Source organism: Bacterioplanoides pacificum (assembly GCF_042648445.1).
Lineage (GTDB): Bacteria > Pseudomonadota > Gammaproteobacteria > Pseudomonadales > Oceanobacteraceae > Bacterioplanoides > Bacterioplanoides pacificum.
On the sequence record NZ_JBHRYB010000005.1, the window covers coordinates 41,939 to 66,270 of the forward strand.

A 24,332-nucleotide genomic window follows, 5' to 3' on the forward strand; every position below is an offset into this window, starting at 1 on the left:
TGTGTGATCTGTCGCTCTATACCCGAGTATTTTACTCGGGCTTTGGGGCTTTGCAAACAATTGATACCAGATTGGTATACTTTTTTGCTCAGCGGCAGGATTCTAACAAAATGGCTGAAATATGACCAATTGAGACAGGTTCTTATTTAGGGCCGGAATTTGTCGGCAAAACCTGAGCGGGAGCTTGCTGGCAGTGGTGCCGGGAAAACGATGGTAACAACAAAACAGGCAGCCGGTGGCTGCCTGTTAACGGGCAATGTGACGGCTCAGGCCCAGCCGCCGCTGCGTTTGCCGCCGCGCAGTGATGGCAATACTAGGCCGGCAAAAATGCCGATGATCACCAGGCCGCCACCATAAATCAGGTAGGTTTGCTGACGATCGTCGCGCAGTTGCGCGTTTTCGGCGGTTAACGCTTCAACCTGAATTTCCAGCTCCTGGTTACGCTGGGTCAGTTTTTTACTTTTTTCATCCAGAGCCAGGGCGTTGGAGGATATTGTGGTAATCCGTTTCAGTTCTTTTTCCAGTTTATCCTGACTGCGGCTCAGGCCGGAGCGGTCGCTCTTCAGGTTTTCCACCTGGGCGCTCAGTTCTTCTTTCTGGCTTTTCAGGGTGCTCAGTTCGGCTTTCAGTTTATCCATTTCGCGGTTAGCCAGAATCAGCTTTTCTTTGGCAATCGGCTCATTCAGCAGGAAACGGGTTAACACCCAGCCTTCCAGGCCTTTGGTGGTTTTTACCCGGGTATAACCGGTTGCTTCATCTTCTTCAATAAAGATCAGATGTTCGCCGCTCTGCAGTGCTTTGAGGATGCGGTATTCTGAGCTGGGCCCGCTGCGTAACTGCAGCCACAGGGTGTCGGCGACATAACGTTTTTCGACGGCGGCGGCGCCCAGGCTGAACATCAGGGTGGCAATGAATAACAGAATATTTTTCACAATACTGTCCTTAATTTTGGCAATAACGAAGACGGTGCTCAGGGCAGCACTTTTTTGAATGGCTTAACGGTCACCTGCTGGTAAACACCGGCAGCGACGTAAGGATCGGCGTCAGCCCAGGCCTGAGCGGCGCTGAGTGAGTCAAATTCGGCAACCACCAGGCTGCCGCTGAAACCGGCTTCACCCGGGTCGTTGCTGTCGATGGCCGGGTGGGGGCCGGCAATTAACAGACGGCCTTCATCTTTCAGGGCGTTGAGGCGTTCGAGGTGTGCCGGACGGGCGCTCTGGCGTTTTTCCAGGCTGTTTTCAACGTCCTGACTGATAATGGCATACCACATGTGACTCTGGCTCCTTATGGTTTGGGTCGCATTTGTTTACAATGGGGCATTATGTCGCAACCAGAGTAGAGCGTCCACGTGATCTCGGAATTCGATTTACATTGTCATACCACCGCATCCGACGGCAAATTTGAGCCGGCTGAGCTGGTATTACGCGCCTGTGAACGTGGCGTAAAAACCCTGGCGATTACCGACCATGATACCGTGGAAGGATTTCGCCGCGCTTTACCGGTGGCGCAGGCTAACCAGTTACGGCTGATTCCAGGCATTGAATTGTCGTGTGTCTGGGGTGGGGTGACCATTCATATTGTCGGGCTGAACTTCGACCCGCAAAGTCCGGCCATGCTGGAAGCCGAAGCGCAACAAACCGCGGCGCGTAAGCAACGCTCGCTGATTATTGCCGAGCGTCTGAGTAAAAAACTGAACCATGATATCGATATCCGCGACATTCAGGCGCTGGCCGGTGGTGATAACGATGACGGCAGTGAACTGGTCGGTCGCCCGCACTTTGCCCAATATCTGGTAAATCAGGGGCTGGTGCCGGATATGGCCAGTGCGTTTAAAAAATACCTGGGGGCTGGCAAGGTCGGTGATGTAAAAGCCAGCTGGCCAGAACTGGAGACGGTGGTGAAGTGGATTGTTGCCGCCGGCGGCGACGCCGTGATGGCCCATGCCCATCTGTATAATATGACGCGCACTAAATTGCGTGCCTGTATGGACGATTTTGTTGACGCCGGTGGCAGTGCCATTGAAGTGGCTTATGGCATGATGGACGCTGGCCAGCAGGGCGAAATGGTGCGCCTGGCCAAAGACTTTAATCTGAAAGGATCCTGCGGCAGTGATTTTCATGGGCCAAACCGGTTTGGCCTGGATCTGGGTGTCATGCCCGGCTTTCCGCAAGAGATTGAGCCGGTGTGGTCAGACTGGGGCTGAGTTCCCAGCGCTGTTTTTAATCTGTCGCTGTGTTAGCGGCAGTTACGGAGATAAATAATGAGTCAGTTTTTCCAGATTCACCCGGAAAACCCCCAGGCACGGCTGATCAAACAAGCTGCAGAAATTCTGCGTGCGGGTGGTCTGGCGGTAATTCCTACCGATTGCGCTTATGCGCTGGCCTGTCGTATTGGTGATAAAAGCGCCACTGAAAAAGTGCGGCGTTTACGCCAGCTCGATAAGCATCATAATTTTACCCTGCTGTGTCGCGATTTATCGGAGTTATCTGATTTTGCCAAAGTGGATAACAGCCAGTACCGCTTATTAAAAGCCCATACGCCCGGAGCCTATACCTTTATTCTGGAGGCGACCCGCCAGGTGCCGCGACTGCTGATGCATCCGAAAAAACGCACCATTGGCATCCGGGTGCCGGATAATAAAATCGCCATGGATCTGGCGGCGGAAATGAATGAACCCATCATGACCACTTCGCTGATCATGCCGGGTGATGAAATGCCGATGTCGGATCCTTACGATATTCGTCAGCAGCTGGAACATGAGCTGGATCTGGTAATCGACGGTGGTTATTGTGGCTTTGAAGCCACCACTGTGATTGATATGACCGACGAAGTGCCGCTGTTATTACGTCAGGGCGTGGGCGACGCCTCCGCATTTAACTGATCGTTGCCGCCGCTGCTTACGTCGTCTGTTGTCAGATTGATCGGGTGGTTCGCTTTGTTCACTGCAGTGAAACGGGTATCATACCGCATTCGTAAATTCTCTCAGTTCTAACAGAGTCCGTTCCATGAGTAAGCAGCGCGTTCTTACCGGTATTACCACCACCGGTACTCCTCACCTGGGTAACTACGTCGGCGCTATCCGTCCGGCGATTGAAGCCAGCCGCAGCAGTGAGTTTGAGTCTTTCTTTTTTCTGGCCGATTACCATGCCCTGATCAAATGTCATGATCCGGCCCAGGTACATCAGTCAACCAAAGAAATCGCGGCTACCTGGCTGGCGCTGGGGCTGGATACCGATATCACCACGTTTTATCGTCAGTCGGATATTCGTGAAATTCCTGAACTGATGTGGATGCTGAACTGCGTTTGCTCGAAAGGCCTGATGAACCGCGCCCATGCTTATAAAGCCGCGGTGGATGCCAATCTGGAAGAAGGCGAAGACGCTGATAAAGCCGTGACCATGGGGTTGTTTAACTACCCAGTGTTAATGGCGGCAGACATTCTGATGTTTGGTGCTCATAAAGTACCTGTGGGCAAAGATCAGATTCAGCACATTGAAATGGCGCGCGATATGGGGCAGCGTTTTAATCATATTTTCTGCAGTAAAAAGAACCCGCTGATGACCCTGCCAGAACATGTGGTGGGTGATAATGTCGCGGTATTGCAGGGCCTGGATGGTCGTAAAATGAGCAAGAGTTACGGCAATACCATCCCGCTGTTCCTGAGCGAAAAACAATTGCAGAAACACATTAATAAAATCAAAACCAATTTGCTGGAGCCCGGTGAAGCCAAGGATCCGGATACGTCAACCGTATTCCAGATCTGGCAGGCGTTTGCTAGTGAAGCTCAAACCGCAGAGATGCGTCAGCAGTTTGCTGATGGTATTGGCTGGGGTGATGCGAAAAAACAGTTGTTTGCACTGATTAATGAAGAAATTGGTGAAGCACGGGAAAAATACAATGATCTGATGTCCCGTCCGCAGGATATTGAGGAAGAGCTGCAGAAAGGCGCAGAAAAAGCCCGTCAGCTGAGTGTCCCTATGATGGAAAAAGTGCGTGAAGCTGTCGGTATTGCCGGTCTGAAATAAGCGTCACTGTCGGTCCGTCAGACTCTGACAACGCCGGTTATTGCCACTCAGCAGTAACCGGCTTTTTTATGCTGGCTGATTGGCGCAGGTTATTGTGTCAGCAGGTGCTTAGCCGGTTTAGATAATGCGGTGCTTTCAGTTAGAATGACGCCAGCAGGCGGGGGCGATTTTGACGACATCAGCAACACAAACACAATATCAGACGACAGCGGAACTGACGGCACAACAGCAGGCCGTGGTGAACCACCAGCACGGCCATGCCAAAGTGATTGCTGTGGCGGGCGCCGGTAAAACCACCACGCTGACGCACTTTATCGCTGCCCGGCTGCAGCAGGGTGTGGTTCCGCGGCGCATGTTGGTGCTGATGTATAACAAAGCGGCACAGCTTGATTTTGAGGCGAAGCTGCAGCGTTTGTTGCCACAGCAGGCATTACCGGAGATCCGTACCTTTCATTCACTGGGGTTACGCATTTATCAGCGTCTGATTCAGCAGCAGGTGTTACCCGCGTTTGGCCAGAAGCTGTTATCTGACGGTGAGGTGGAAAACGTGGTCTGGCGGTTATTGCAGCAGGCCGCGGATGACGATACCCGGCAGGAAATACTGTCGCAGAAAAAAAAGTGGGTAGAGCCGGCGATGGCGTTTATCGATCTGGTAAAAGCCGGATTGTCACCCGCGGCCGAGGTGTTTGAAACACTGGACTACCCGCCGGCCTGTCGTTTATTTATCACGGTGTTTGAACAGTTCGAAAGCTGGCGTAAACAGCAGGGCCGGATCAGCTTCAGTGATATGATTTATGATCCGGTGAGGTGTTTTCAGCAAGATCCACAACTGGCGCGTCAGTTTGGCGGCCATATGCAGTGGATTCTGGTGGATGAATACCAGGACATTAACGAAATTCAGCAATATTTTCTCGAGGTGTTGCACGGTGGCCGCGGTTCGCTGATGGTGATTGGTGATCCGGACCAGACAATTTATGAATTCCGCGGTTCCAGGCCGGAGTTTATTATCGAACAGTTTGACCGGCGTTTTAATGATCAGCCGGTGCAGCGTTATCAGTTGCCGCACACCTTTCGTTACGGCCATGAAATTTCTCTGCTGGCCAATCAACTGATCAGCCATAATCAGCAACGCGATGCGGTGTTGTGTTTGTCACACTCAAACACACCGGTCAGTCGTGTTAAGTTACATCGTGCCCGTTATGAAGCCGGACTGATCGTTAAATTAATTGAAGCGGAAAGTGCTCAGCGGCCGCTGGAACAAATTGCCGTTATTAACCGCTTGTGGGCTTTATGTGCGCCGGTCGAACTGACGTTATTGCAGAAAAAAATTCCGTATCAGTTGCATAATTCGTTATCGGTGCTGGATCGCTGGGAGTTACATGTTTTCTGGTTGCTGCTGGAAATAGCTGCCGGTCGTTTCGGCCAGCGCACCCAGGCTGAGCGGGAAAAAGCCTGGCTGCATATTCTTACCACTCCGTATCCGAAAATAAAACGCAGTATGCTGGAACAGGTAGCGCGACAACTGAGCCAGGCGGAAACGGACTTCTCCGAGGCACTGCTGGCGGCGATTCCTCCGGAGCTGTCGAAGTGGCAGCGTGAGCAGCTGGAAGACCGTGCCGCGGTGCTGGCTAATGCTGAGTTTGTAAATACCTCGGCCTATCGCATTTTGCAGGACTATATCGAACAAACCGACCTGTACCAGGGCATCGAAGACAGCGCCTTTTCAGCCCAGCAAATAGAAGACCGGCAACAAACCATCAAATCCTTTATCGCTTTTATCCGCGACAGTCAGCAGGCCTCTGCGCAGGCGTATGATTATTTATTGCAGCTTAAGCAACAGCGTTTGCAGCAGGATAATAATACCGGAGTACATCTGACTTCCATTCACAAAAGTAAGGGGCTGGAATGGCCGGTGGTGATTATTCCCGGCTTAAACGCTCATTATTACCCGTACACGCCGGAAGGTGAGTTTACCACCGCGGCCAGTGAAGAAAGTGAGCGGCGGTTATTGTATGTCGCGATGACCCGCAGCCAGCAACAGTTGCATCTGCTGGCACCGGCGACGGATTTATCGCGCCAGAAAAATCATGCCCCGGCTGAGCGGCTGAGTCGTTTTCAGCATGAACTGAACATCACACAATGTCAGCAGCTGGCGCAAGCGCTGAATCAGCAACAGACTCAGCTGGAGTTGACCACAGCACCTCCGCCATGGCTGGCGGACTATTGCAGGCAGGTGAACGCCGTATTAGAGCTCAGTAGCGCCCCTGCTGTAGCGGCCAGAGAAATGCCGCAGGATTATATTATTGAACGCAAATACCCCGAACCGCAGGAAAAACAACGTGTGCTGCACGAGGTATTTGGCCGCGGCTATATTTTATCGCAGGATGAAAACTACATTAAAGTGCGCTTTGATAATGACCATAAACTGCGCACCTTTGACCGCAAAAAAGCGGCTGATTTTCTCAGTTACGATGGATAAGGATGTTATTAATGAAAACGGTACTAAAGCAGACTGTTTATTGGTTAATTCTGCTGCTGGTGGTGTCTGAAGCAGCCTGGTTTGTGGCTCAGCCGGACAGGCGTCATCAGGTATTAACTCAGTTGAAGCTGGAAAAGTATATTAACAGCCAGCAATACCGGTTATTTCTGCCGCAACTGTGGCGCGCCATCCGCGACCCTCAGCCAATCGCAGCAGCAGTCACGATAAACTATCCGCAAGCCGACAGAAGTCCGGCTGCAAAAAGCCCGTTTAATCTGTTTGCGCACGGTGTTAATCATTGTTTTCAACCGCTGCAGGCGGAACAACCCGTGGCGAACAACCGCCGCGAAATTTATCGTTGGGTGGATGCAAACGGTAAGGTGCATTTTGGTGATAAGCAACAAGAGCGCAACAGTGCTGATGTGGTGGGTATGACCTCTGCTAAACAAAAGGTGGCCGTCACGCTGACCTTTGCGGATGGTGAAGCGGATCAACTGATTGTTAACCGGCTGCAGCAGGAAGCCAGTGCGTTATACCGTGAGTTGCAATCATGGCTGCCGGCAGCATGGCGTCGGCCAGTGGCTCTGGAATTACGGGTATTCCGGAATTTCCGCCGTATGGAAAAACACATCCGCACGCAATTTCCGGGCACGCGTCAGCCTATGCCTTATCAGCAGGACGGTAAGGCTGTGGCGTATGTTTCCGTTAATGACCCGCGAAACCCGGCGATGAAGAGTATTCGTCATGAAATTGTTCATGCTCTGCTGACTGCTCAGGTTGGCACCTTGCCAACCTGGTTGTCGGAAGGTGCGGGACAATATTTTGAGCGAATTGAACGTAATATGAATACCGCCCTGGTGGAACCGCCGTATTCTGTCTTGCGTTCAGCGGCCGGACAGAAACGATTGCCGCTGACAGAGCTGCTTAACTTCAGCCACAATGAGTATCACAGTGGTTTTAAACTATCCCGGCGCAGTGAAGCCTATGCGTTCTTTTTCTTTTTGCGCGACCATGCTGATGGACGGCGGCTGTTCAGTGAACTGTTAGGTTATTATGCCGACTGGAATTGTCAGCAGGTCGCCATTGCCGAGCCGCTGAAACGTTATTATCCGGGAGGCGTCGAAAAACTGGAACGGGGTTTTCAGCGCTGGCTGGAACACCAGGAGTTTTACCCACACAGGTTATAAGTCATGAAGATTGTGCGTCAGACAGGTTTAATCTTGTTGCTGATATTGCTGGTCAGCGAATTATTGTGGGCTTACAGTGCCTTTGCGCAACGCCGCGATTGGCTCAGTCAGCTGCCTGGCGATTCACTGGCAGCCCGGATTAATCCGGCCGGCCGCTGGCTGTGGCCTCAGGTTATTGCTTTGCTGACGGATGCTGCTTTGATGCCGGGCGCGGTGATGGATTCGGCCGGATCGTTGCCGGGTGTTCATGCTGCGCTGCCGCAATGGTTAAATGCGACATCCCCTTGTATCAAACCGCCGACACAGGACATTACCGCTGTGCAGTCGGCGGCCGTGTATCGCTGGACCGATGACAACGGCCGGGTACATTTTGGTGATAAAACCCAACGTGCTGACGCCGATGATCTGAGTAAACGTTACGCCCGCCAGACGCAGGGGATTAAGCTGACGCTGGACTATCGCGGCTGGGATGGTGATACCAGCCTGAGTGCCGCGCTGCAGAAAGAATCACAATTGTTGTACCGTATTCTGACGCGTTATATCCCTAAAGCATACTGGCGTCAGATTAATCTGAATCTGGTGGTGTTTGCCAGCCAGCCGGCGTTTGAGCAATTTAAGGTCCGGCAAGGCAAAGATGCGGGCTGGTACGCTTATTACGATGGTAATCAGAATCAGGCATTCCTGGCTGCTCAGCCACAGCAGCAGGCAACTCTGAGAGTGGCGCGGCATGAAATGGCGCACGCCATGATGCTGGGCATGTTAGGCAGTACCCCGATCTGGATCAGCGAAGGTATGGCACAGTACCTGGAGCGGCTGCAGTGGCAACTCAGTTCAGCCAGTATCGCAGCCGACCGCGGAGCCTTTGCGCCGCTGGCGCAGCAGGGCGAAGAGTATTTCCGGCAGCTGGTAACGATCAGCCACCGGGACTTTAATGCCAGCCAGCAGACGCTGCATTATCAGCATGCGGCTGCGATGGTGCATTTTTTATTAGGCCATGTTGAAGGTCAGCAATGGTTTAGCCGTACGCTGGCGTATTTTGCAACAACGCCTTGTGCACCGTATCAGCCTGAGCGTCTTTTTGCTGCCGATTACCCCGCCGGACTGGACGGTGCCGCGCAGGCGTACCAGCAGTGGCTGATGGCCGGAAAGTACCGGACTCATTATTACTAATCCGCCGGCCATCCTTGTTAATTACAAGTTGATCTCGTTATACTGGCCCGGACGTAAAGCAGGTAGTGTCAGCTACCTGCTTTTTTTTCACCTACGGCTGACAGACAGGATTTATTATGACTATTGCACAGCACAAGGTTGTGACTATTCACTACAAAGTGGTTGATGTGGATTCCGGCGACGTGATCGACTCTTCCGAAGGCGGCGCTCCTATGACCTATTTGCACGGTGCGCAGAATATTATTCCGGGGCTGGAGAATGCACTGGAAGGTAAGCAGGTAGGTGATGAGTTTGAAGTAACCGTTGCACCCGTTGATGCGTATGGCGAATACAGCGATGAGCGTGTTCAGAAAGTACCGGCAGAAGCATTTGAGGGCGTGGAAAAAGTTGAACCCGGTATGGCATTTACTGCAGATACCGAACACGGCCCGGTTAACCTGATTGTGACCGAAGTGGACGAAACAGAAGTGACTGTAGATGCCAACCACCCGCTGGCGGGTAAGTCTCTGTCTTTCAGTGTTAAAGTGGAGTCGATCCGCGACGCATCTGACGAAGAAAAGGCTCATGGCCATGTTCATGGTCCGGAAGGCCACGATCACTGAGTGGTTATTGCTGTTAAAAAAAGCCGCCTGAGCGGCTTCAGCTTGATGAAAAACCCCTATTATTTAAATCCTGCTAATTTCCCCACCCGAAGGGTGGGGAAATAGCTCCTAAACTTACATCTCCGCCCCTCTGGGGTGGAGATATCAAGGTAAAACTCTGCTTATTTTGAGTTATTAGTGGGGATTTCATCTGCAATGAAAGAGGCTGCTGGACTTTGTCAGCAGTCTGAGCCGCCTGAGCGGCTTTTTTTATGGTTGTGATTTGTGGTATCAATCATTTAATTATCAGGTTTAACAATAAGGAGTAGCCGATGGTAAACCTAATTGCCGCCGTTGTGATTGTGTTATTGGCCGTCTGGGGAATTCGTAAAGCACTGAATGGTAAAAAGCTGGCTGAGGAAAACCGCGCCCGGGCCGAAGCTTTCTGGAACGAAAACCGCACTAAAGACGGTGTACAGCAAACGGCCTCGGGTTTGCAGTATCTGGTATTACGGGCCGGCGATGGTGCCAGTCCGACAGCCAGTGATACGGTAAAAGTGCATTATCACGGTACGCTGCTGGATGGTACGGTATTCGACAGTTCGGTAGAACGCGGGCAGCCAATCAGCTTTGGTCTGAATCAGGTTATTTCAGGCTGGACCGAAGGTCTGCAATTAATGCAGGAAGGTGGAAAAAGCCGCTTGTTTATTCCGGCGCCACTGGCGTATGGCGATCGTGCTGCCGGTGTTATTCCCCCGGGTTCGATGCTGATTTTTGATGTCGAACTGCTGGAGGTGCTGTAATTTCAGCCGCTGTTGTATCAGCTGCTGTGGTATCAGCCCTTATGGTGTTGCAGCGATAAGGGCTGGCTGTTCTGCCGTCTTCACTTTTCTTTCCTTTCATGGTTGCTGTGCGCCTGGTTCACAGCCGGGCAGTAGTTCCCCCGCCAGGTTTGCGTAATTACCGGTGTCAGCCGGGTTTTAATACTAATCGGATCTTTTAGACCTTAGTCGAGAATCAAACACGCTCTTGTAAAAAAATTACAAGAGGGGCTTGTTGTTGCCATTAAAAGCGTTCAAACTTTCATCAAGATTAAAAATGACGGGAATAACTTACATGAATGTGATGTATTGGTCACATTCGCAAGGCTTAATACCCCAGTTAATTTAGAACTTTTGTACTGATTACTAATGATTGCGGGTAATAGGTAAGACCAATTTGATGAATGAATCATCTTGCTGTGGACTTTGTTGAAAACTGACAGGATTACTCAATGACCGACGATATCGACGTATATGAAACCCAGGAATGGCTGGATTCATTACACGCTACTATTCGCCATGCGGGCCCGGAGCGGGCTGCTTTTCTGCTGAAACAATTATTCGATAACGCGCTGGATAAAGGTGTTGCTTTACCTCAGGCGATTACCACTCCCTATCGCAATACCATTGCGCCGGAAAAAGAAAAGCGCATGCCGGGCGATCTGTTTATGGAGCGTCGTATCCGCTCGCTGATTCGCTGGAATGCGCTGGCGATGGTGATGCGTGCTAACGATAACGATGAAGGTCTGGGCGGGCATATCGCTTCGTTTGCATCGTCTGCCACTTTATACGATGTGGCGTTTAACTATTTCTTCCGCGGTAATGAAGACGGCCATCTGGGTGATCTGATTTATTTCCAGGGTCATATTGCACCGGGTATTTACGCCCGTTCTTATCTCGAAGGCCGGTTTGACGAAGAGCAACTGGATAATTTCCGCCGCGAAGTGGATGGCAATGGTTTGTCGTCTTACCCGCACCCCTGGCTGATGCCGGACTACTGGCAGTTTCCCACGGTATCGATGGGCCTGGGTCCGATTCAGGCCATTTATCAGGCGCATGTTATGCGTTATCTGTCGGCCCGTGATTTGTCGCCCCGTGGTGATCGTAAAGTCTGGGCTTTCCTGGGGGATGGCGAATGTGATGAGCCTGAAACTCTGGGCGCTATTTCTCTGGCGGGTCGTGAGCAGTTGGAAAATCTGATTTTTGTTGTTAACTGCAATTTACAGCGTCTCGATGGTCCGGTGCGTGGTAACGGTAAAATCATGCAGGAGCTGGAAGGTGTGTTCCGTGGTGCCGGCTGGAACGTAATTAAAGTGGTCTGGGGTCGTCACTGGGATATGCTGCTGGAAAAAGATAAGTCCGGCATGTTGCAGAAACGCATGGATGAAGTGTGTGATGGTGATCTGCAGAACTACAAAGCCAATGGCCCGGCGTATACCCGTGAGCATTTCTTTGGCGCTTATCCGGAGCTGGCTGAACTGGCCGCAGAGTTGTCTGATGAAGATATTGCTAAATTAAACCGTGGTGGTCACGACCCGTTTAAAGTGTATGCCGCCTATGCGGAAGCTATGACTCATAAAGGTCAGCCTACGGTGATTCTGGCGCAAACGGTTAAAGGTTACGGTATGGGGGATGCCGGTGAGGCCGCCAATGATACCCATTCGATTAAAAAGCTGGATATTGATGCACTGAAAGCTTTCCGCGATAAATTTGCTATTCCGCTGACCGACAAAGAGTTAGAAACCGTTCCTTATTATCGTCCGGCACCCGACAGCCCGGAAATGAAATACATGCGTGAACGCCGGGAGAAACTGCACGGTCCGGTTCCGTCCCGCCGTACTGAATTTGAACGCCTCAGTGTCCCGGCACTGGAAACCTTTAAAGGTCAGCTGGCGGGCAGTGGTGAGCGGCAGATGTCTTCTACCATGAGTTTTGTACGGGTGTTGTCGCAACTGGTGAAAGACAAAGAAATCGGCAAACGTATTGTGCCGATCGTGCCGGATGAAGCGCGCACCTTTGGTATGGAAGGTATGTTCCGTCAGTTAGGGATTTATTCTTCTGCCGGGCAGAAATATACCCCGCATGATCACAGCCAGATTATGTATTACAAGGAAGATAAAAAAGGCCAGATTATGGAGGAAGGCATCAACGAAGCGGGTGCTATGTCGGCCTGGATTGCCAATGCAACGGCATACAGTAACTCCAACTGCCCGATGATTCCGTTTTATGTGTTTTATTCCATGTTTGGTTTCCAGCGTATTGGTGACCTGGCCTGGGCAGCCGGTGATATTCAGGCGCGTGGTTTCTTAATCGGGGCGACGTCTGGTCGTACCACACTGAACGGTGAAGGTCTGCAGCATCAGGATGGCCACAGCCATTTAATGGCTCACACCATTCCGAACTGCCGGTCGTACGATCCGACCTATGGTTTTGAGCTGGCTGTCATTGTTCAGGATGGCCTGAAACGTATGTATGACGATCAGGAAAACTGTTTTTATTACATTACCACCATGAACGAAAACTACGCTCATCCGGAAATGCCACAAGGTGCAGAGCAGGGCATTGTTAAAGGTATGTATCGGTTGAAAGAAGGTAAAAAAGCCGATGTTCGGGTACAGCTGATGGGGTCAGGCACCATCTTACGGGAAGTGGAAGCCGCAGCCGATATTCTGCGCGACGACTATGCGATTGAATCGGATGTCTGGAGTGTGACGTCGGTGAACGAACTGGCGCGTGATGGCCAGCGTTGTGAACGCAATAACTTATTGCATCCGGAAAACGCCGCCGAAGTGCCTTATATCACCCAGCAGCTGCAGTTTGAAGAAGGGCCGTTTATTTTTGCCTCGGATTATATTAAATCGTATGGCGAGCAGTTGCGCGCTTACGTACCCGGTGATTTTAAAGTATTGGGTACCGATGGCTTCGGACGTTCGGATACCCGTAAAAAACTGCGTCAGTTCTTCGAAGTCAGCCGCGAATTTATTGTGCTGTCGGCATTAACCAGTCTGGCCAAACAAGGAAAATTCGACACGGCTGAACTGCAAAAGGTTCGCCAGCAGCTGGGCATTGACGCGGCAAAAGCCGATCCGACACTGAGCTGAGAGGAGGCCAGAAGATGAGTGATATTATCGTTAAAGTGCCCGATCTGGGCGGTTCAGAAAATGTCGAAATTATTGAAATTTCAGTGGCGGTGGGTGACAGCGTTGAAGTTGAACAGGACTTAATTGTTCTGGAAACCGATAAAGCCACCATGGAAGTTCCATCCAGTCACGCCGGTGTGGTTCGGGAATTATTGGTTAAGGTGGGCGACACGGTGTCGGAAGGCTCTGATATTCTGGCGCTGACGGCGGAAGCCGGCGAAGCGCCAGCTGATCAGGCTGACGCTGAACCAGCAGTGGTTGCTGATGTGGTGGAGGATGCAGCGGTGGAGGATGCAGCGGTGGAGGATGCAGCGGTGGAGGATGCGCCGGTGGCACAACCGCCAGCCACGCCGGCTGCGGCTGAAACCATCGAATTAACGGTACCGGATCTGGGCGGTGCAACCGATGTCGATATTATCGAACTCAGTGTTGAGCCCGGAGCCAGCGTTGCAGCCGAAGACTCATTGCTGGTACTGGAAACCGATAAAGCCAGTATGGATGTGCCGGCGCCACAAGCGGGAACCCTGGTGGCATTTAAGGTCGCGGTTGGCGATAAAGTTAACGAGGGTGATGTGTATGCGGTATTAACCACGTCGGCCAGCACCGCAGCCGCAACGCCTCAGCCAGACGTTATGCCACAGCCAGACGTTATGCCACAGCCAGCAGCCGCGCCTGAAACAGTAGCAGCGCAGACGGTTAATCCGGAGCCGGAATCAAAAGCTGTTGTCGGCGGCAAAGGGGTTTACGCCGGTCCGTCGTCACGCCGTTTGGCGCGTCAGTTGGGAGTGGATTTAACCAAAGTCACTGGGTCCGGTGTTCGTAACCGTATTACCAAGGACGATATCCGTGCTTATGTCAAAGACATTATCCAGAAAGCGGAAACCGGTCAGATCGCGGTGTCGGGTACTGGTATTCCGGCGGTACCGGAAATTGATTTCTCCCAGTTCGGAGATATTGAACTGCAGCCAATGAGCAAAATTAAAAAGCTCACGGCCGCCAATATGGCGCGCGCCTGGTTAAATGTGCCGCACGTCACCCAGTTTGATGACGCGGATATTTCTGATCTGGATGTGTTCCGCAAAGACATGAAGGCCGAAGCAGAACGTCGCGGAGTCAAACTCACACCGATGCCGTTTTTAATTAAAGCTGCGGCGCTGGCGTTGCGGGCCGAGCCCGGCTTTAACGTGTCGTTGCATGCTGATGGCGAACATATTGTGCAAAAGCACTATGTGCATATTGGTATGGCAGTGGATACCCCTAACGGTCTGATGGTTCCGGTTATACGCGATGCGGATAAAAAAGGTATCTGGCAACTGGCCGAAGAAAGTAATGAGTTGGCTGCCAAAGCCCGCGCCGGCAAATTAAAACCAGCCGAGATGCAGGGTGGCTGTTTCACTATTTCCAGCCTGGGAGCGATGGGTGGAACTGGCTTTACGCCAATCGTTAATACCCCGGAAGTGGCGATCATGGGGGTTTCCAAGGCTCAGATTAAGCCGGTCTGGAATGGCAAAGAATTTGAACCGCGCAATATGTTGCCGCTGGCGGTTTCCTACGATCACCGTGCGATTAATGGCGCGGATTGTGGTCGATTTTTTACCACTCTGGTGGCTATGATCAGCGATATTCGTCGTCTGGTGTTGTAGTTGCCTCGTGACACAACAACAGGTGGTTGAATAACTCGACGGCTGAAATCTTGGCTCAGCCGCTGGGTTTCCAGCGTAACACCGATACCTTGTCCGACTGGCGCTGACCTCTGCCAGAACGACAAGGTATCGGTGTTTTCATGGGCGATCACTTCGGCCTGACGGTTCAGAATAAAAAATATTCATGATCCCGATAGCGGAATACTTCTATCAGTTGCACAGCATGTATCAGTTGCACAGCATGTTGTTGCGCCTGTGCGGTGGTCAGTTCACCACGATTTGACCGCTGTTGTTGCCACTGCTTGCCAGACAGCCTTGTTCATTGGCCACATTTTTCAAGTATGAACTAATGCTTTTCTTAAAAGCGATTACTTTCCTGTTTATATTTTCGTAATTTGCCTCTGTGTATTAATAAAAATCGATTTTCCGGATTTTTATATAATCAGGAGTTATTGAGTAGCCTGCTGTCATCGGTTTTATTTTTATATTGGTATGTTTGTATGTGTGACTTTTGTGTCATGCTTTAGTATGGTTTGGCGCTGAAGCAGCCGGGCTCTGATCATAACGGCTTCAGCCTTATGACTTAGCTGTCATTTCTGTTTCTGGCCGCGCATGGCCGGAATATCTGGTTACAATTTTATAAAAGCGTTTGTCGGGTAACTCATGATTCGTGTGTTGAGAGTAGGTTGTGTTGTGGCTTTGTTGTTGGCTGCTGTTGTCAGCCGGGCCGATGTTTTGCGTGTCGGGCTGGGTGATCTCGACTATCCGCCGTTTTATTTCACCAAACAAGGCGAGTTGCAGGGAGCGGCGATTGAAGTGGCTGAAGCATTGGCCGGGCAGCTGGGTCATCAGCTGAATTATGAGCGCTTACCGTTTGTGCGGGTGCAGCGCCACCTGGCCAGCGGCGATCTGGATATGGTGGTGTTGTATTTCCGCACTCCGGAGCGCGAAGAGTCAGCGCTTTATCTGCAGCAGCCGCACCTGCAGGAAAGCAGCTTCATGGTGGTGAAAAAAGGGCTGCAGGGTATTCCGGCCGGATACCGTGGCAGTTTTCTCGAGTGGCGTGATCAGCGTTTTCTCAGTGTGCGTGGCTATTATCATGGTGAGACATTTCGTCAGGCTTTGTTTCTCGATAAGCAGCTTGTCATCAATGAACAGGAGTTAATCCGCCGCACTTTATCGGGCGGCCGGTTTGTTGGGGTGGGGAATCGTGCTGCGCTGCAATATCACGCCGAACGTATGGGAGTTGCGGATCAGCTGCAGTATATAGAACCGGCGATTGATCGCGGTGACGACTATATTGCCTTTTCTCGCAAGACTCCCAAAGCAGAACAATACGTTGCCGAGTTCAGTGAGGCACTGCGGAGTTTTAAACGCAGTCGCCGCTATGCGGAAATCATCCGCCGTTATGGTCTGGATCACTGAGCTGCCGGCTGCAATGTAATGCAGCCCGATTAACGCAGCCAGAGCTGTGGCAATCCTTTGGTCTGAATCATCGCGGCAAAATCCATGGTCAGCGCAATGGCGATATGAACCGCAACACCACCCCAGATTGAGCGCGATTTCAGCGCTAATACGCCGAGAAAAAAACCAAACAAAATGGCGCCGGTTGACTCCAGCCATAACTTCGGGAAATGCAGCATCAGATAGGGCAGACACATGACGGCGACGGATAAGCTGCCCAGCTGAGGTCGCAGGCCATTGACCAGAAATCCGCGAAAGAAAAACTCCACCGCCACAAACTGCAAGATATAAATGCTTTCCCACAGTAGCAGATCCAACCAGCTCAGATGGGCCAGGTCGTAAAACGGGTAATGATTGGCAAAGTCACTGCGGAAGCTGGCCATAATGGCGAAGCCAATAATCGGAGTAGCCAGCAGCAGGTAACCCAGCCAGTGTTTATGAACCTCCCCCCATTGCCAGCCATAGTCGCGTAATGATTGTTTCAGCAGCAGTTTAACGGTCAGCATCGGGATAACAATAAATGCCACTATATGCCAGCTGCCCCACCAGACGTACCCCCAGAGCTCGCGATAGTCACTGCGGTAATAACTGGTCAGCCATTGCCCTTTGGGAATCGAGAACCAGCTTTCCAGTAACGGGATTGCGCTGCGTAAATTGCTGGAGTACTTCAGATAATGCAGCATCAGCAAACACACACAGGCGACGGCAATCACGATCCAGGCACGGTTTTTCAGTGTCTGCGGATCTGACTGGCTGCGTTCCTGTTCTGCCTGGCTGTCAATGGCACTGACGTGTGACCAGATGTGTTTCGGCTGAAGCCAATAGAGTGGGTGGGTAAAGCGATGAGCCACGGCTCTGACCTGTTGTTGCTTTTTGTGCGCCAGCCTATTGGCCTTTCAGTAGATTAGCAAGTGTGTCAGCGCATCAGGCCGATACGCCGCAATGAACGTTGCGAATGGCTCTCTACCCGGGCGCTTTGTTGCAGCGTTTCTTCGACAAAAGCCAGGTGTTCGCTGACTGCCTGTTGCGCGGCTTTCGGGTCGCCGGCAATCACAGCATCCTTAATTGCAGCGTGTTGGCTTTTTATCTCCAGCCGGCGTTCTTCTTTGGTGTACAAGTGTTCCAGGTTACTGGCGATGGTTTGTTTAAACAGGCTGAACAGAGCACGCATGGAGTGTAATAACACGGCATTGTGGGAGGCTTCGGCAATGGTCAGGTGAAAACGCCAGTCCATCTCCGCTTCTTCTTTATAACCCTTGCGTGCGTCATGGCAGTCGAGCCATTCCTGGTAGCGGCGTTCAATAATTTCATGGTCGGAAGGGGTGGCCCGTAACGCCGCGTAATGGGCTGCCACTTCTTCCAGGGCATGGCGGAATTCCAGTAAGTCGTAATTAAATTCGTCATGACTCTGAAATAGCTGGGTAAGTGGGTCGACAAATGACAGGCCAATATCGTTGGAGATAAAAGTGCCGCCACCTTGTTTGCGAACCACCAGGCCTTTGGCTTCCAATTTCTGTAACGCTTCACGTAATGACGGGCGCGATACCTCGAACTGTTGTGCCAGCTCGCGTTCCGGCGGCATTTTTTGCCCCGGAGCCAGGCTGCCCTCGAGAATCATTGACTCCAGCCGTTTGGCAATGATGTCGGAAATTTTGGTCGCGCGAATGGAATGTTCAGTCATAGGTATCGGCTGGCTAACGGCAATAAATGTGTGATCTGGTAAAAATACCTAATGGTTAATACCAGGGTTTTTTGCTATTCGTAAAAAGGTAAAACCAATATTACTCAGTTTCTTCTGGCCTGTCAGTGGCTGTGAGTCGGGCTTTTATCAGACCAAGGTCTAAATAAAATCGCGATATTAACCTGTCTGAATATTTGACCCACCAATCTGTATCACGATAATTTAACACAATAAATTTGATTGGGTAAATGGTATTACCAATTTTAACTACCCGGTCGAACCACTAATAACAACACTTACGGTGATTTATGCCTTTAAGCGATGCAGCCAGTGCCGGTCCGGCGCCGGCAAGAAGTTACCCGGTCAAACCCCGGGCGGTGTACCTGATGGGAACCTGCCTGGTCGACAGCTTTTACCCTCAGGCAGGTATGGATGCGATTGCCCTGATTGAGCGGGAAGGGGTTGAGGTGATTTTCCCTCAGGCACAGACCTGTTGTGGCCAGCCGGCGTATAACTCCGGCTACGATGACGAGGCCCGCCAGGTTGCCCGCCAACAGCTTGAAGCATTTTCTGCGGATATTCCGCTGGTGGTGATGATGGGCTCCTGTGCCGCCATGCTGCATAAGGATTACCCATCGTTGTTTGCCGGAGAGCCGGAAGAGGCACAGGCTAAGGCGCTGGCTGCACGCACTTATGAATTTTCTGAATTTATGGTGAATGTTCTGCAGGTGGAATTAACCGATAACAGCCAGCAGCCGCTGACCGTTGCCTTACATACCTCCTGCAGTGCACGACGTTCGATGCAGGTGGCAGAACAACACAAAGCGCTGGTGTCGTCGTTGTCTGGTGTGCAGCTGGTGGAGCCGCAGCGGGCCACAGAATGTTGTGGTTTTGGCGGGACGTTTTCGGTGAAGCAGCCGGATATCTCCGCTGCCATGGCTAAAGACAAAGCCGATAATATGGCCGCGACCGGCGCCGATGTAATCACCAGTGCTGATTGTGGTTGTCTGATGAATATCAGCGGCACGCTGGATAAGCAGGGCCGCTCGTTGCCGGCCAAACATCTGGCAACATTACTCTGGGAGCGTAGCCAATGACACAGATTCCGGTTACACAGGTTTCGGCCGCTGACATGGCCGCACTGGTGGATCGTGAAGAACACGACTTTACCGATATGCAACGGCGTCATTTTAACGCCCGGGCAAAAATGGCACTGGAAAATGAAGCGTTGCGGGCCAGCTTTTTAGGTGCCAGCAATTTTCTGGTGGGTAAACGTAAAGCCATGTTTCCCGATGACGCTGAACTGTCGGCGTTACGCGACCGCGGTGAAGCCATTCGCCAGCATACGTTAAATAATCTGCCGGATTTATTGCAGCGGCTGGAAACCAACCTGACCGCAAATGGCATTCAGGTGCACTGGGCCGAAACCGCCGAAGAAGCCTGCTGTCTGATTCATAATATTCTGCAGGATAATAACGCCCGGACCGTGGTGAAAGGTAAATCCATGGTCAGCGAAGAAATTGAACTCAATCATTACCTCGAACAACGTGGGATAGAGTGCCTGGAATCGGATATGGGTGAATATCTGGTGCAGCTGGCTAAAGAAACGCCGTCGCATATTATTATGCCGGCTATCCATAAAAATAAGGAACAAATTGCCCGTTTGATGCACAGCCGGGCGCAAACCAGTGATGGTCAGGCGGTGCCCTACAGCGAAGATGTGGATGAGCTGATTGGTAATGCCCGCTCAATTCTGCGTGATAAATTTATGACCGCAGATGCCGGTATCTCCGGCGTTAATATGGCCGTCGCCAATAGCGGCACCTTGTGCCTGGTGGAAAACGAAGGTAATGGCCGTATGACCACGACCGTACCAAAGTTACACATTGCGGTCACCGGTATTGAAAAAGTAGTGGAAGATTTTTCTCAGGTTCCCGATTTACTTACGCTGTTAACCCGCTCTGCCACCGGGCAAAAAATAACCACCTATTTTAATATGATTTCCGGGCCGAAAAAGCCGGGAGAAAAAGACGGCCCGGAGCAGGTTCATCTGGTGCTGCTGGATAATGGCCGCTCGCGTATTTTTAATCACGACACGTTAAAACCAACGCTGCAATGCATCCGTTGTGGCGCCTGTATGAATCATTGCCCTGTGTATGCCCGTATCGGCGGTCACGCGTATGGTTCAACTTACCCCGGCCCTATTGGTCAGGTGGTCACGCCACAACTTGGCGGGCTGCAGAAACACGGTGATATGTTATCGGCCTGTTCGTTAAACGGCGCCTGTGGTGATGCCTGCCCGGTGCGTATTCCGCTGCCGAAACTGATTCGTGAATTGCGCTCCGAGGCGGTCAATCCGGATGTTAATCATTTAACCGCAGATTCTATTCGGCAGGTGTTTAGTCCGGTGTTAGGCCGTGGCAGCAAACGGACACTGGGTGAGAGCCTGATCTGGCGTGGCTGGTCGCTGGCCCACCGGCAACCCTGGCTGTACCGGCTGATGACCCGGCTGCTTACCCGTGGCCGTAAACTGCTGCCCAAAAAACTGGGACCCTGGACGCGCAGCCGTTCGATGCCTCAGGTGGCTGCCAGAAGTCTGCACGAACTCGCCAGAGACAGGGGCGTTGCCAATGAACTTAACTCCGGAGAGTCGCAATGAGCAGCCGTGACCGAATTTTACAGCGCCTGAAAAATGGCCAGAGTGCTTCACGCCAACAGTCTTCAGTACTGGCTTTTGAGGCCGTAAGTGGAAATCTGGATGAGGCCCTTTACCGGCACGAATTTATCCAGAACCTGAGTGATAATCATGCTGAGGTCATCCCGACATCAGCCGCGGCGCTGGCGACGGATATCCGCCAGCTGTTGCAGGATAAAGACATCGCTCATTGCCTGATTGGTTGCAGTGCCGCGGCTGATGCGCTGGCCCGATCGGTCAGTGGGTTGCAGCGTTACGACGCCGCGCTGGAGAACAGCGAGTTATTTCAGCAGATTGACGCAGGGATTTCGTTTGCCCGCTATGGTCTGGCAGCAACCGGCTCTCTGGTGCTGGAAACCGGAGCGGATGAACCCCGTACGTTATCGCTGGTGCCTGGGTTAAATATTGTGGTGCTGAATGAAAGCGATTTATTGGCAGATTTTAATCAGCTGGTACAGAGCGACTACTGGCAACAAAGTTTTGCCCGGGATGAAAAACCCAGCAATATGTTACTGATTTCCGGCCCGAGTAAAACCGCCGATATTCAGCAGACCCTGGCATTTGGTGCCCATGGGCCAAAACAGCTGTGTGTTTTTCTGGTCAGTGATGCAGATGGTGCCGTTAACGAGCCGCCAGCTCCTTAATATGTGAGCAAGAAAATTATGAATAATCAGGAATTTCTGCAGCGTTGTCAGTCGTTGCTCGGCAGTCATAATGTGCTCACCGGTGATACCGAAACCGAGCATTATCGTACCGGCTTCCGTTCCGGTGAAGGTGATGCTCTGGCGGTATTGTTCCCCGAAACTTTAACGCAACAATGGCAGTTACTGCAGCTGTGTGTGGCTGCGGATAAAATTATTATCATGCAGGCGGCCAATACCGGCCTGACCGAGGGTTCAACCCCGAGCGGCAACGACTATGATCGCGACGTGGTGATTATTAATACCCGCAGGCTGGACAAACTGATCTTACTGAATCAGGGACAGCAGGTGGTCAGTTTTCCCGGCGCTTCATTATTTACGCTGGAGAAAATGCTGGCACCGTTAAAGCGGGTGCCTCATTCGGTGATAGGATCGTCCTGTATTGGTGCGTCTATTGTTGGTGGTGTGGCTAATAACTCCGGCGGGGCATTAATTAAACGTGGCCCGGCTTATACCGAGTTGTCGTTATACGCGCAGATCACCGCAGCAGGAGAGCTGGTGTTAGTGAATCATCTGGGCATTGAGCTGGGTGACAGTCCGGAAGAAATACTCGATAACCTGGAAAATCAGACCTTCAGTGACGCCGATGTTAGTCACGGTGAGGCCAAAGCATCGGCCAGCGATTATGGCGATATTATTCGTGATATTCAGGCCGATACACCGGCACGTTACAATGCGGATACTTCCCGTTTGTATGAGTCCAGTGGTTGTGCCGGGAAAATAGCTGTGTTTGCGGTGCGGCTGGATACCTTTGCTGTGGCTGAACGGGAGCAGACATTTTATATCGGTACCAATGACGCCAGCCAGCTGACTGAACTGCGTCGCCATATGTTGGAGAACTTTAACCAGCTGCCGGAAGTGGCGGAATACATGCATCGTGATATTTATGATATTGCGGAAAAATACGGCAAAGATACTTTTATGGTGATCAATTATTTTGGCACCGATATGTTGCCAAAAATGTTTGCTCTGAAGGGGCGGATTGCCGCTACGCTGAATAAAATCAACTGGCTGCCGAAAGACATACCCGATCGGCTGATGCAGTTTGCCAGTTATTTCTGGCCCAATATGCTGCCCAAACGAATGCGGGATTATCGCCGCCGTTATGAGCATTATCTGATTGTTAAAATGAGTGATGATGGTATTGAGGAAGCGCGTCACTTTCTGAACGATTTTTTTGCCGCTGATGAGCGCGGTGATTATTTTGAATGCAGTGCCGAAGAGGCAAAAAAGGCCTACCTGCATCGGTTTGCCGCTGCTGGTGCGGCGATTCGTTATCAGGCGGTTCATCAGCATAAGGTGGAAGATATTCTGGCACTGGATATTGCGCTGCCACGTAATAATCTGCACTGGGAAGAAGAGTTACCCGAAGAAATCAGTCAGCACATAGAACATTCGCTCTATTACGGCCACTTTATGTGTTACGTCTTTCATCAGGATTATATTGTTAAAAAAGGCGTTGATCCGAAACAACTGAAAGAGCAAATGTTACAGCTGCTGGCAGAGCGTCAGGCCAAATACCCGGCCGAACATAATGTCGGGCACCTGTATGAAGCTGAGCGGGGGTTAAAAGACTTTTACCAGCAACTCGACCCGACCAACAGCTTTAACCCGGGAATCGGTAAAACCGATAAACACAAACGTTGCTGTTGCTGATGTCGTTTGCGGAAGCGCCAGAGTATTGAGGCATCTCAAGCTAAGCCCGGATGGTTTTGACTGTCCGGGCTTTTTTCTGAAAAATAGCCGCTCAATCTGTCGGGTGTAAAAACGAGACGTATTATGAGCAGTGAACAGCAGTGGATGCCGGCCCCGCAGCCGGGTTTGTACAGTGAACCAGGGATTCATGCCCATTATTGCGAGATGCAGCTGCACCCGGCGGCCGCTAACGCAGACATCAGGCAGGCGCTTGCCAGTGCTCTGCTGGCAGTGGCGGACTGTTATGTGGCAGTAGCGTTTGGTGCTGATGCCTGGGATCGTCTGCAACCTGACTGGCGGCCAGCGGATCTGCAGCCCTTTGCCACACTGCAGGGACAATACCGGATGCCATCAACCCAGACCGATTTGTTGTTCTGGATTCATGGTGAAGATCGCGGTGAAGTCATGGCCGCGGTGATTCATATCAACCAGTGTCTGGCGCCTTATGCCGATATTCAGCGCGACGTAAGTGGCTTTAAAAACCGTGAATCCCGCGATTTAACCGGCTTTGTCGACGGTACCGCCAATCCCAAAGAGCAGCAGCGGATTATCGCCAGCCAGATTGCGGCCGGACAGCCCGGAGCAGGAGGCAGCTATGTGTTCAGCCAGTTGTGGCGGCATAAGCTGGAGGCGTTTCAGCAGCTGCCGCTGCAGCAGCAGGAAGGGGTGATTGGCCGTACCCGGGATGACAATATCGAACTGCAGGGCGACGATATGCCAGCCGATTCACATGTCAGCCGCACCGACCTGAAAGTGGATGGTGTGGCGCTGAAAATTTATCGTCGCAGTACGCCCTATTACCGCGCCGCGGATGATCGTGGTTTGTTTTTTATCTGTTTTGCCAGTGAATTGCGGCGTATTTCGCTGCAGCTGGAAAGCATGGTTGGCGCTGGCGACGATGGTCTGGCTGACCGGCTGATGCAATATTCCACACCGCTGAGTGGCAGTTATTGGTTTATGCCGGCACAGGCCGATTTATTGCAGCTTTTAAAGGAAAGCTGACGCTGATACTAACGCCCTATAGGCACTGACGCTGACATCGGGGTACAA

General features: G+C 51.7%; 20 protein-coding genes. 16 read left to right on the forward strand and 4 right to left on the reverse strand.

The features are described from left to right. Positions 1–266 precede the first annotated feature (266 nt). Both ACFOMG_RS04820 and ACFOMG_RS04825 read right to left on the reverse strand, forming a co-directional pair. Complete coding sequence (locus tag ACFOMG_RS04820) at positions 267–932, reverse strand: TIGR04211 family SH3 domain-containing protein (RefSeq protein ID WP_376865126.1); 666 nt, start codon at positions 930–932, stop codon at positions 267–269. A 38-nt stretch (positions 933–970) separates the two neighbouring features. Then, a complete protein-coding gene (locus tag ACFOMG_RS04825) occupies positions 971–1,270 on the reverse strand; it encodes a YciI family protein (RefSeq protein ID WP_376865127.1) in 300 nt (99 codons plus the stop codon). A gap of 78 nt (positions 1,271–1,348) precedes the next feature. On the opposite strand from ACFOMG_RS04825, the gene ACFOMG_RS04830 reads away from it, so the two are divergent. The 11 genes from ACFOMG_RS04830 (at position 1,349) to ACFOMG_RS04880 (ending at position 16,471) form a co-directional block, all read left to right on the forward strand. Then, positions 1,349–2,203: a PHP domain-containing protein gene (locus ACFOMG_RS04830; RefSeq protein WP_376865128.1), complete on the forward strand. Its 855-nt coding sequence runs from the start codon at positions 1,349–1,351 to the stop codon at positions 2,201–2,203. 57 nt (positions 2,204–2,260) lie between these two features. Continuing rightward, positions 2,261–2,881, forward strand: a complete 621-nt coding sequence (locus ACFOMG_RS04835; RefSeq protein ID WP_376865129.1) for an L-threonylcarbamoyladenylate synthase — start codon at positions 2,261–2,263, stop codon at positions 2,879–2,881. A gap of 124 nt (positions 2,882–3,005) precedes the next feature. Next, positions 3,006–4,025 (forward strand): tryptophan--tRNA ligase, encoded by a 1,020-nt coding sequence (gene trpS / locus ACFOMG_RS04840; protein WP_376865131.1) that lies wholly within the window; start codon positions 3,006–3,008, stop codon positions 4,023–4,025. Between the two features lie 169 nt (positions 4,026–4,194). After that, on the forward strand, positions 4,195–6,504 hold the full coding sequence (locus ACFOMG_RS04845; protein ID WP_376865132.1) for an ATP-dependent helicase: 2,310 nt from the start codon (positions 4,195–4,197) through the stop codon (positions 6,502–6,504). An 11-nt stretch (positions 6,505–6,515) separates the two neighbouring features. After that, positions 6,516–7,691 (forward strand): DUF4124 domain-containing protein, encoded by a 1,176-nt coding sequence (locus ACFOMG_RS04850; RefSeq protein ID WP_376865134.1) that lies wholly within the window; start codon positions 6,516–6,518, stop codon positions 7,689–7,691. 3 nt (positions 7,692–7,694) lie between these two features. After that, positions 7,695–8,861 carry a DUF4124 domain-containing protein gene (locus ACFOMG_RS04855; protein ID WP_376865136.1) on the forward strand — a complete coding sequence of 389 codons (1,167 nt, stop codon included), beginning with the start codon at positions 7,695–7,697 and terminating at the stop codon, positions 8,859–8,861. A gap of 116 nt (positions 8,862–8,977) precedes the next feature. After that, complete coding sequence (locus tag ACFOMG_RS04860) at positions 8,978–9,463, forward strand: FKBP-type peptidyl-prolyl cis-trans isomerase (protein ID WP_376865137.1); 486 nt, start codon at positions 8,978–8,980, stop codon at positions 9,461–9,463. 311 nt (positions 9,464–9,774) lie between these two features. After that, positions 9,775–10,245 carry an FKBP-type peptidyl-prolyl cis-trans isomerase gene (locus tag ACFOMG_RS04865; RefSeq protein WP_376865138.1) on the forward strand — a complete coding sequence of 157 codons (471 nt, stop codon included), beginning with the start codon at positions 9,775–9,777 and terminating at the stop codon, positions 10,243–10,245. Positions 10,246–10,715: 470 nt separating this feature from the next. Next, on the forward strand, positions 10,716–13,364 hold the full coding sequence (gene aceE / locus ACFOMG_RS04870) for a pyruvate dehydrogenase (acetyl-transferring), homodimeric type (protein WP_376865139.1): 2,649 nt from the start codon (positions 10,716–10,718) through the stop codon (positions 13,362–13,364). A gap of 14 nt (positions 13,365–13,378) precedes the next feature. After that, on the forward strand, positions 13,379–15,046 hold the full coding sequence (gene aceF / locus ACFOMG_RS04875; RefSeq protein ID WP_376865140.1) for a dihydrolipoyllysine-residue acetyltransferase: 1,668 nt from the start codon (positions 13,379–13,381) through the stop codon (positions 15,044–15,046). Between the two features lie 693 nt (positions 15,047–15,739). After that, positions 15,740–16,471, forward strand: coding sequence for a substrate-binding periplasmic protein (locus ACFOMG_RS04880; protein ID WP_376865141.1), 732 nt, complete (start codon positions 15,740–15,742; stop codon positions 16,469–16,471). 29 nt (positions 16,472–16,500) lie between these two features. Here the strand turns inward: ACFOMG_RS04880 and ACFOMG_RS04885 are convergent, their stop codons facing one another. Together ACFOMG_RS04885 and ACFOMG_RS04890 are read right to left on the reverse strand one after the other, a co-directional pair. Next, the gene (locus ACFOMG_RS04885; protein WP_376865142.1) at positions 16,501–17,361 is read right to left on the reverse strand and encodes a CPBP family intramembrane glutamic endopeptidase; all 861 of its coding nucleotides are present in this window, start codon (positions 17,359–17,361) and stop codon (positions 16,501–16,503) included. Positions 17,362–17,426: 65 nt separating this feature from the next. Next, positions 17,427–18,191, reverse strand: a complete 765-nt coding sequence (locus tag ACFOMG_RS04890) for a GntR family transcriptional regulator (RefSeq protein WP_376865143.1) — start codon at positions 18,189–18,191, stop codon at positions 17,427–17,429. Positions 18,192–18,499: 308 nt separating this feature from the next. Here ACFOMG_RS04890 and ACFOMG_RS04895 point away from each other — a divergent pair, with 308 nt between their 5' ends. From ACFOMG_RS04895 to ACFOMG_RS04915, 5 genes are all read left to right on the forward strand, one after another. After that, on the forward strand, positions 18,500–19,288 hold the full coding sequence (locus ACFOMG_RS04895; RefSeq protein ID WP_376865144.1) for a (Fe-S)-binding protein: 789 nt from the start codon (positions 18,500–18,502) through the stop codon (positions 19,286–19,288). After that, a complete protein-coding gene (locus tag ACFOMG_RS04900) occupies positions 19,285–20,850 on the forward strand; it encodes a LutB/LldF family L-lactate oxidation iron-sulfur protein (RefSeq protein WP_376865145.1) in 1,566 nt (521 codons plus the stop codon). Before ACFOMG_RS04895 ends, ACFOMG_RS04900 begins: the two co-directional genes overlap by 4 nt. Beyond that, entirely contained in the window at positions 20,847–21,530 is a 684-nt protein-coding gene (locus ACFOMG_RS04905; protein ID WP_376865147.1) for a LutC/YkgG family protein, read from the forward strand. The genes ACFOMG_RS04900 and ACFOMG_RS04905 overlap by 4 nt, the downstream gene beginning before the upstream one ends. Positions 21,531–21,548: 18 nt before the next feature. Continuing rightward, a complete protein-coding gene (gene dld, locus ACFOMG_RS04910; protein WP_376865148.1) occupies positions 21,549–23,243 on the forward strand; it encodes a D-lactate dehydrogenase in 1,695 nt (564 codons plus the stop codon). Positions 23,244–23,366: 123 nt separating this feature from the next. After that, on the forward strand, positions 23,367–24,284 hold the full coding sequence (locus tag ACFOMG_RS04915; protein ID WP_376865149.1) for a Dyp-type peroxidase: 918 nt from the start codon (positions 23,367–23,369) through the stop codon (positions 24,282–24,284). The last annotated feature ends 48 nt before the right edge of the window (positions 24,285–24,332 follow it).

Excerpts from the sequence above, each read along its gene's own strand:
- ACFOMG_RS04825 (WP_376865127.1), bottom strand. The coding sequence starts at position 1,270 with ATGTGGTATGCCATTATCAGTCAGGACGTTGAAAACAGCCTGGAAAAA.
- ACFOMG_RS04835 (WP_376865129.1), top strand. The coding sequence starts at position 2,261 with ATGAGTCAGTTTTTCCAGATTCACCCGGAAAACCCCCAGGCACGGCTG.
- trpS (WP_376865131.1), top strand. The coding sequence starts at position 3,006 with ATGAGTAAGCAGCGCGTTCTTACCGGTATTACCACCACCGGTACTCCT.
- ACFOMG_RS04850 (WP_376865134.1), top strand. The coding sequence starts at position 6,516 with ATGAAAACGGTACTAAAGCAGACTGTTTATTGGTTAATTCTGCTGCTG.
- ACFOMG_RS04855 (WP_376865136.1), top strand. The coding sequence starts at position 7,695 with ATGAAGATTGTGCGTCAGACAGGTTTAATCTTGTTGCTGATATTGCTG.
- ACFOMG_RS04860 (WP_376865137.1), top strand. The coding sequence starts at position 8,978 with ATGACTATTGCACAGCACAAGGTTGTGACTATTCACTACAAAGTGGTT.
- ACFOMG_RS04865 (WP_376865138.1), top strand. The coding sequence starts at position 9,775 with ATGGTAAACCTAATTGCCGCCGTTGTGATTGTGTTATTGGCCGTCTGG.
- aceE (WP_376865139.1), top strand. The coding sequence starts at position 10,716 with ATGACCGACGATATCGACGTATATGAAACCCAGGAATGGCTGGATTCA.
- aceF (WP_376865140.1), top strand. The coding sequence starts at position 13,379 with ATGAGTGATATTATCGTTAAAGTGCCCGATCTGGGCGGTTCAGAAAAT.
- ACFOMG_RS04890 (WP_376865143.1), bottom strand. The coding sequence starts at position 18,191 with ATGACTGAACATTCCATTCGCGCGACCAAAATTTCCGACATCATTGCC.
- ACFOMG_RS04895 (WP_376865144.1), top strand. The coding sequence starts at position 18,500 with ATGCCTTTAAGCGATGCAGCCAGTGCCGGTCCGGCGCCGGCAAGAAGT.
- ACFOMG_RS04900 (WP_376865145.1), top strand. The coding sequence starts at position 19,285 with ATGACACAGATTCCGGTTACACAGGTTTCGGCCGCTGACATGGCCGCA.
- ACFOMG_RS04905 (WP_376865147.1), top strand. The coding sequence starts at position 20,847 with ATGAGCAGCCGTGACCGAATTTTACAGCGCCTGAAAAATGGCCAGAGT.
- dld (WP_376865148.1), top strand. The coding sequence starts at position 21,549 with ATGAATAATCAGGAATTTCTGCAGCGTTGTCAGTCGTTGCTCGGCAGT.
- ACFOMG_RS04915 (WP_376865149.1), top strand. The coding sequence starts at position 23,367 with ATGAGCAGTGAACAGCAGTGGATGCCGGCCCCGCAGCCGGGTTTGTAC.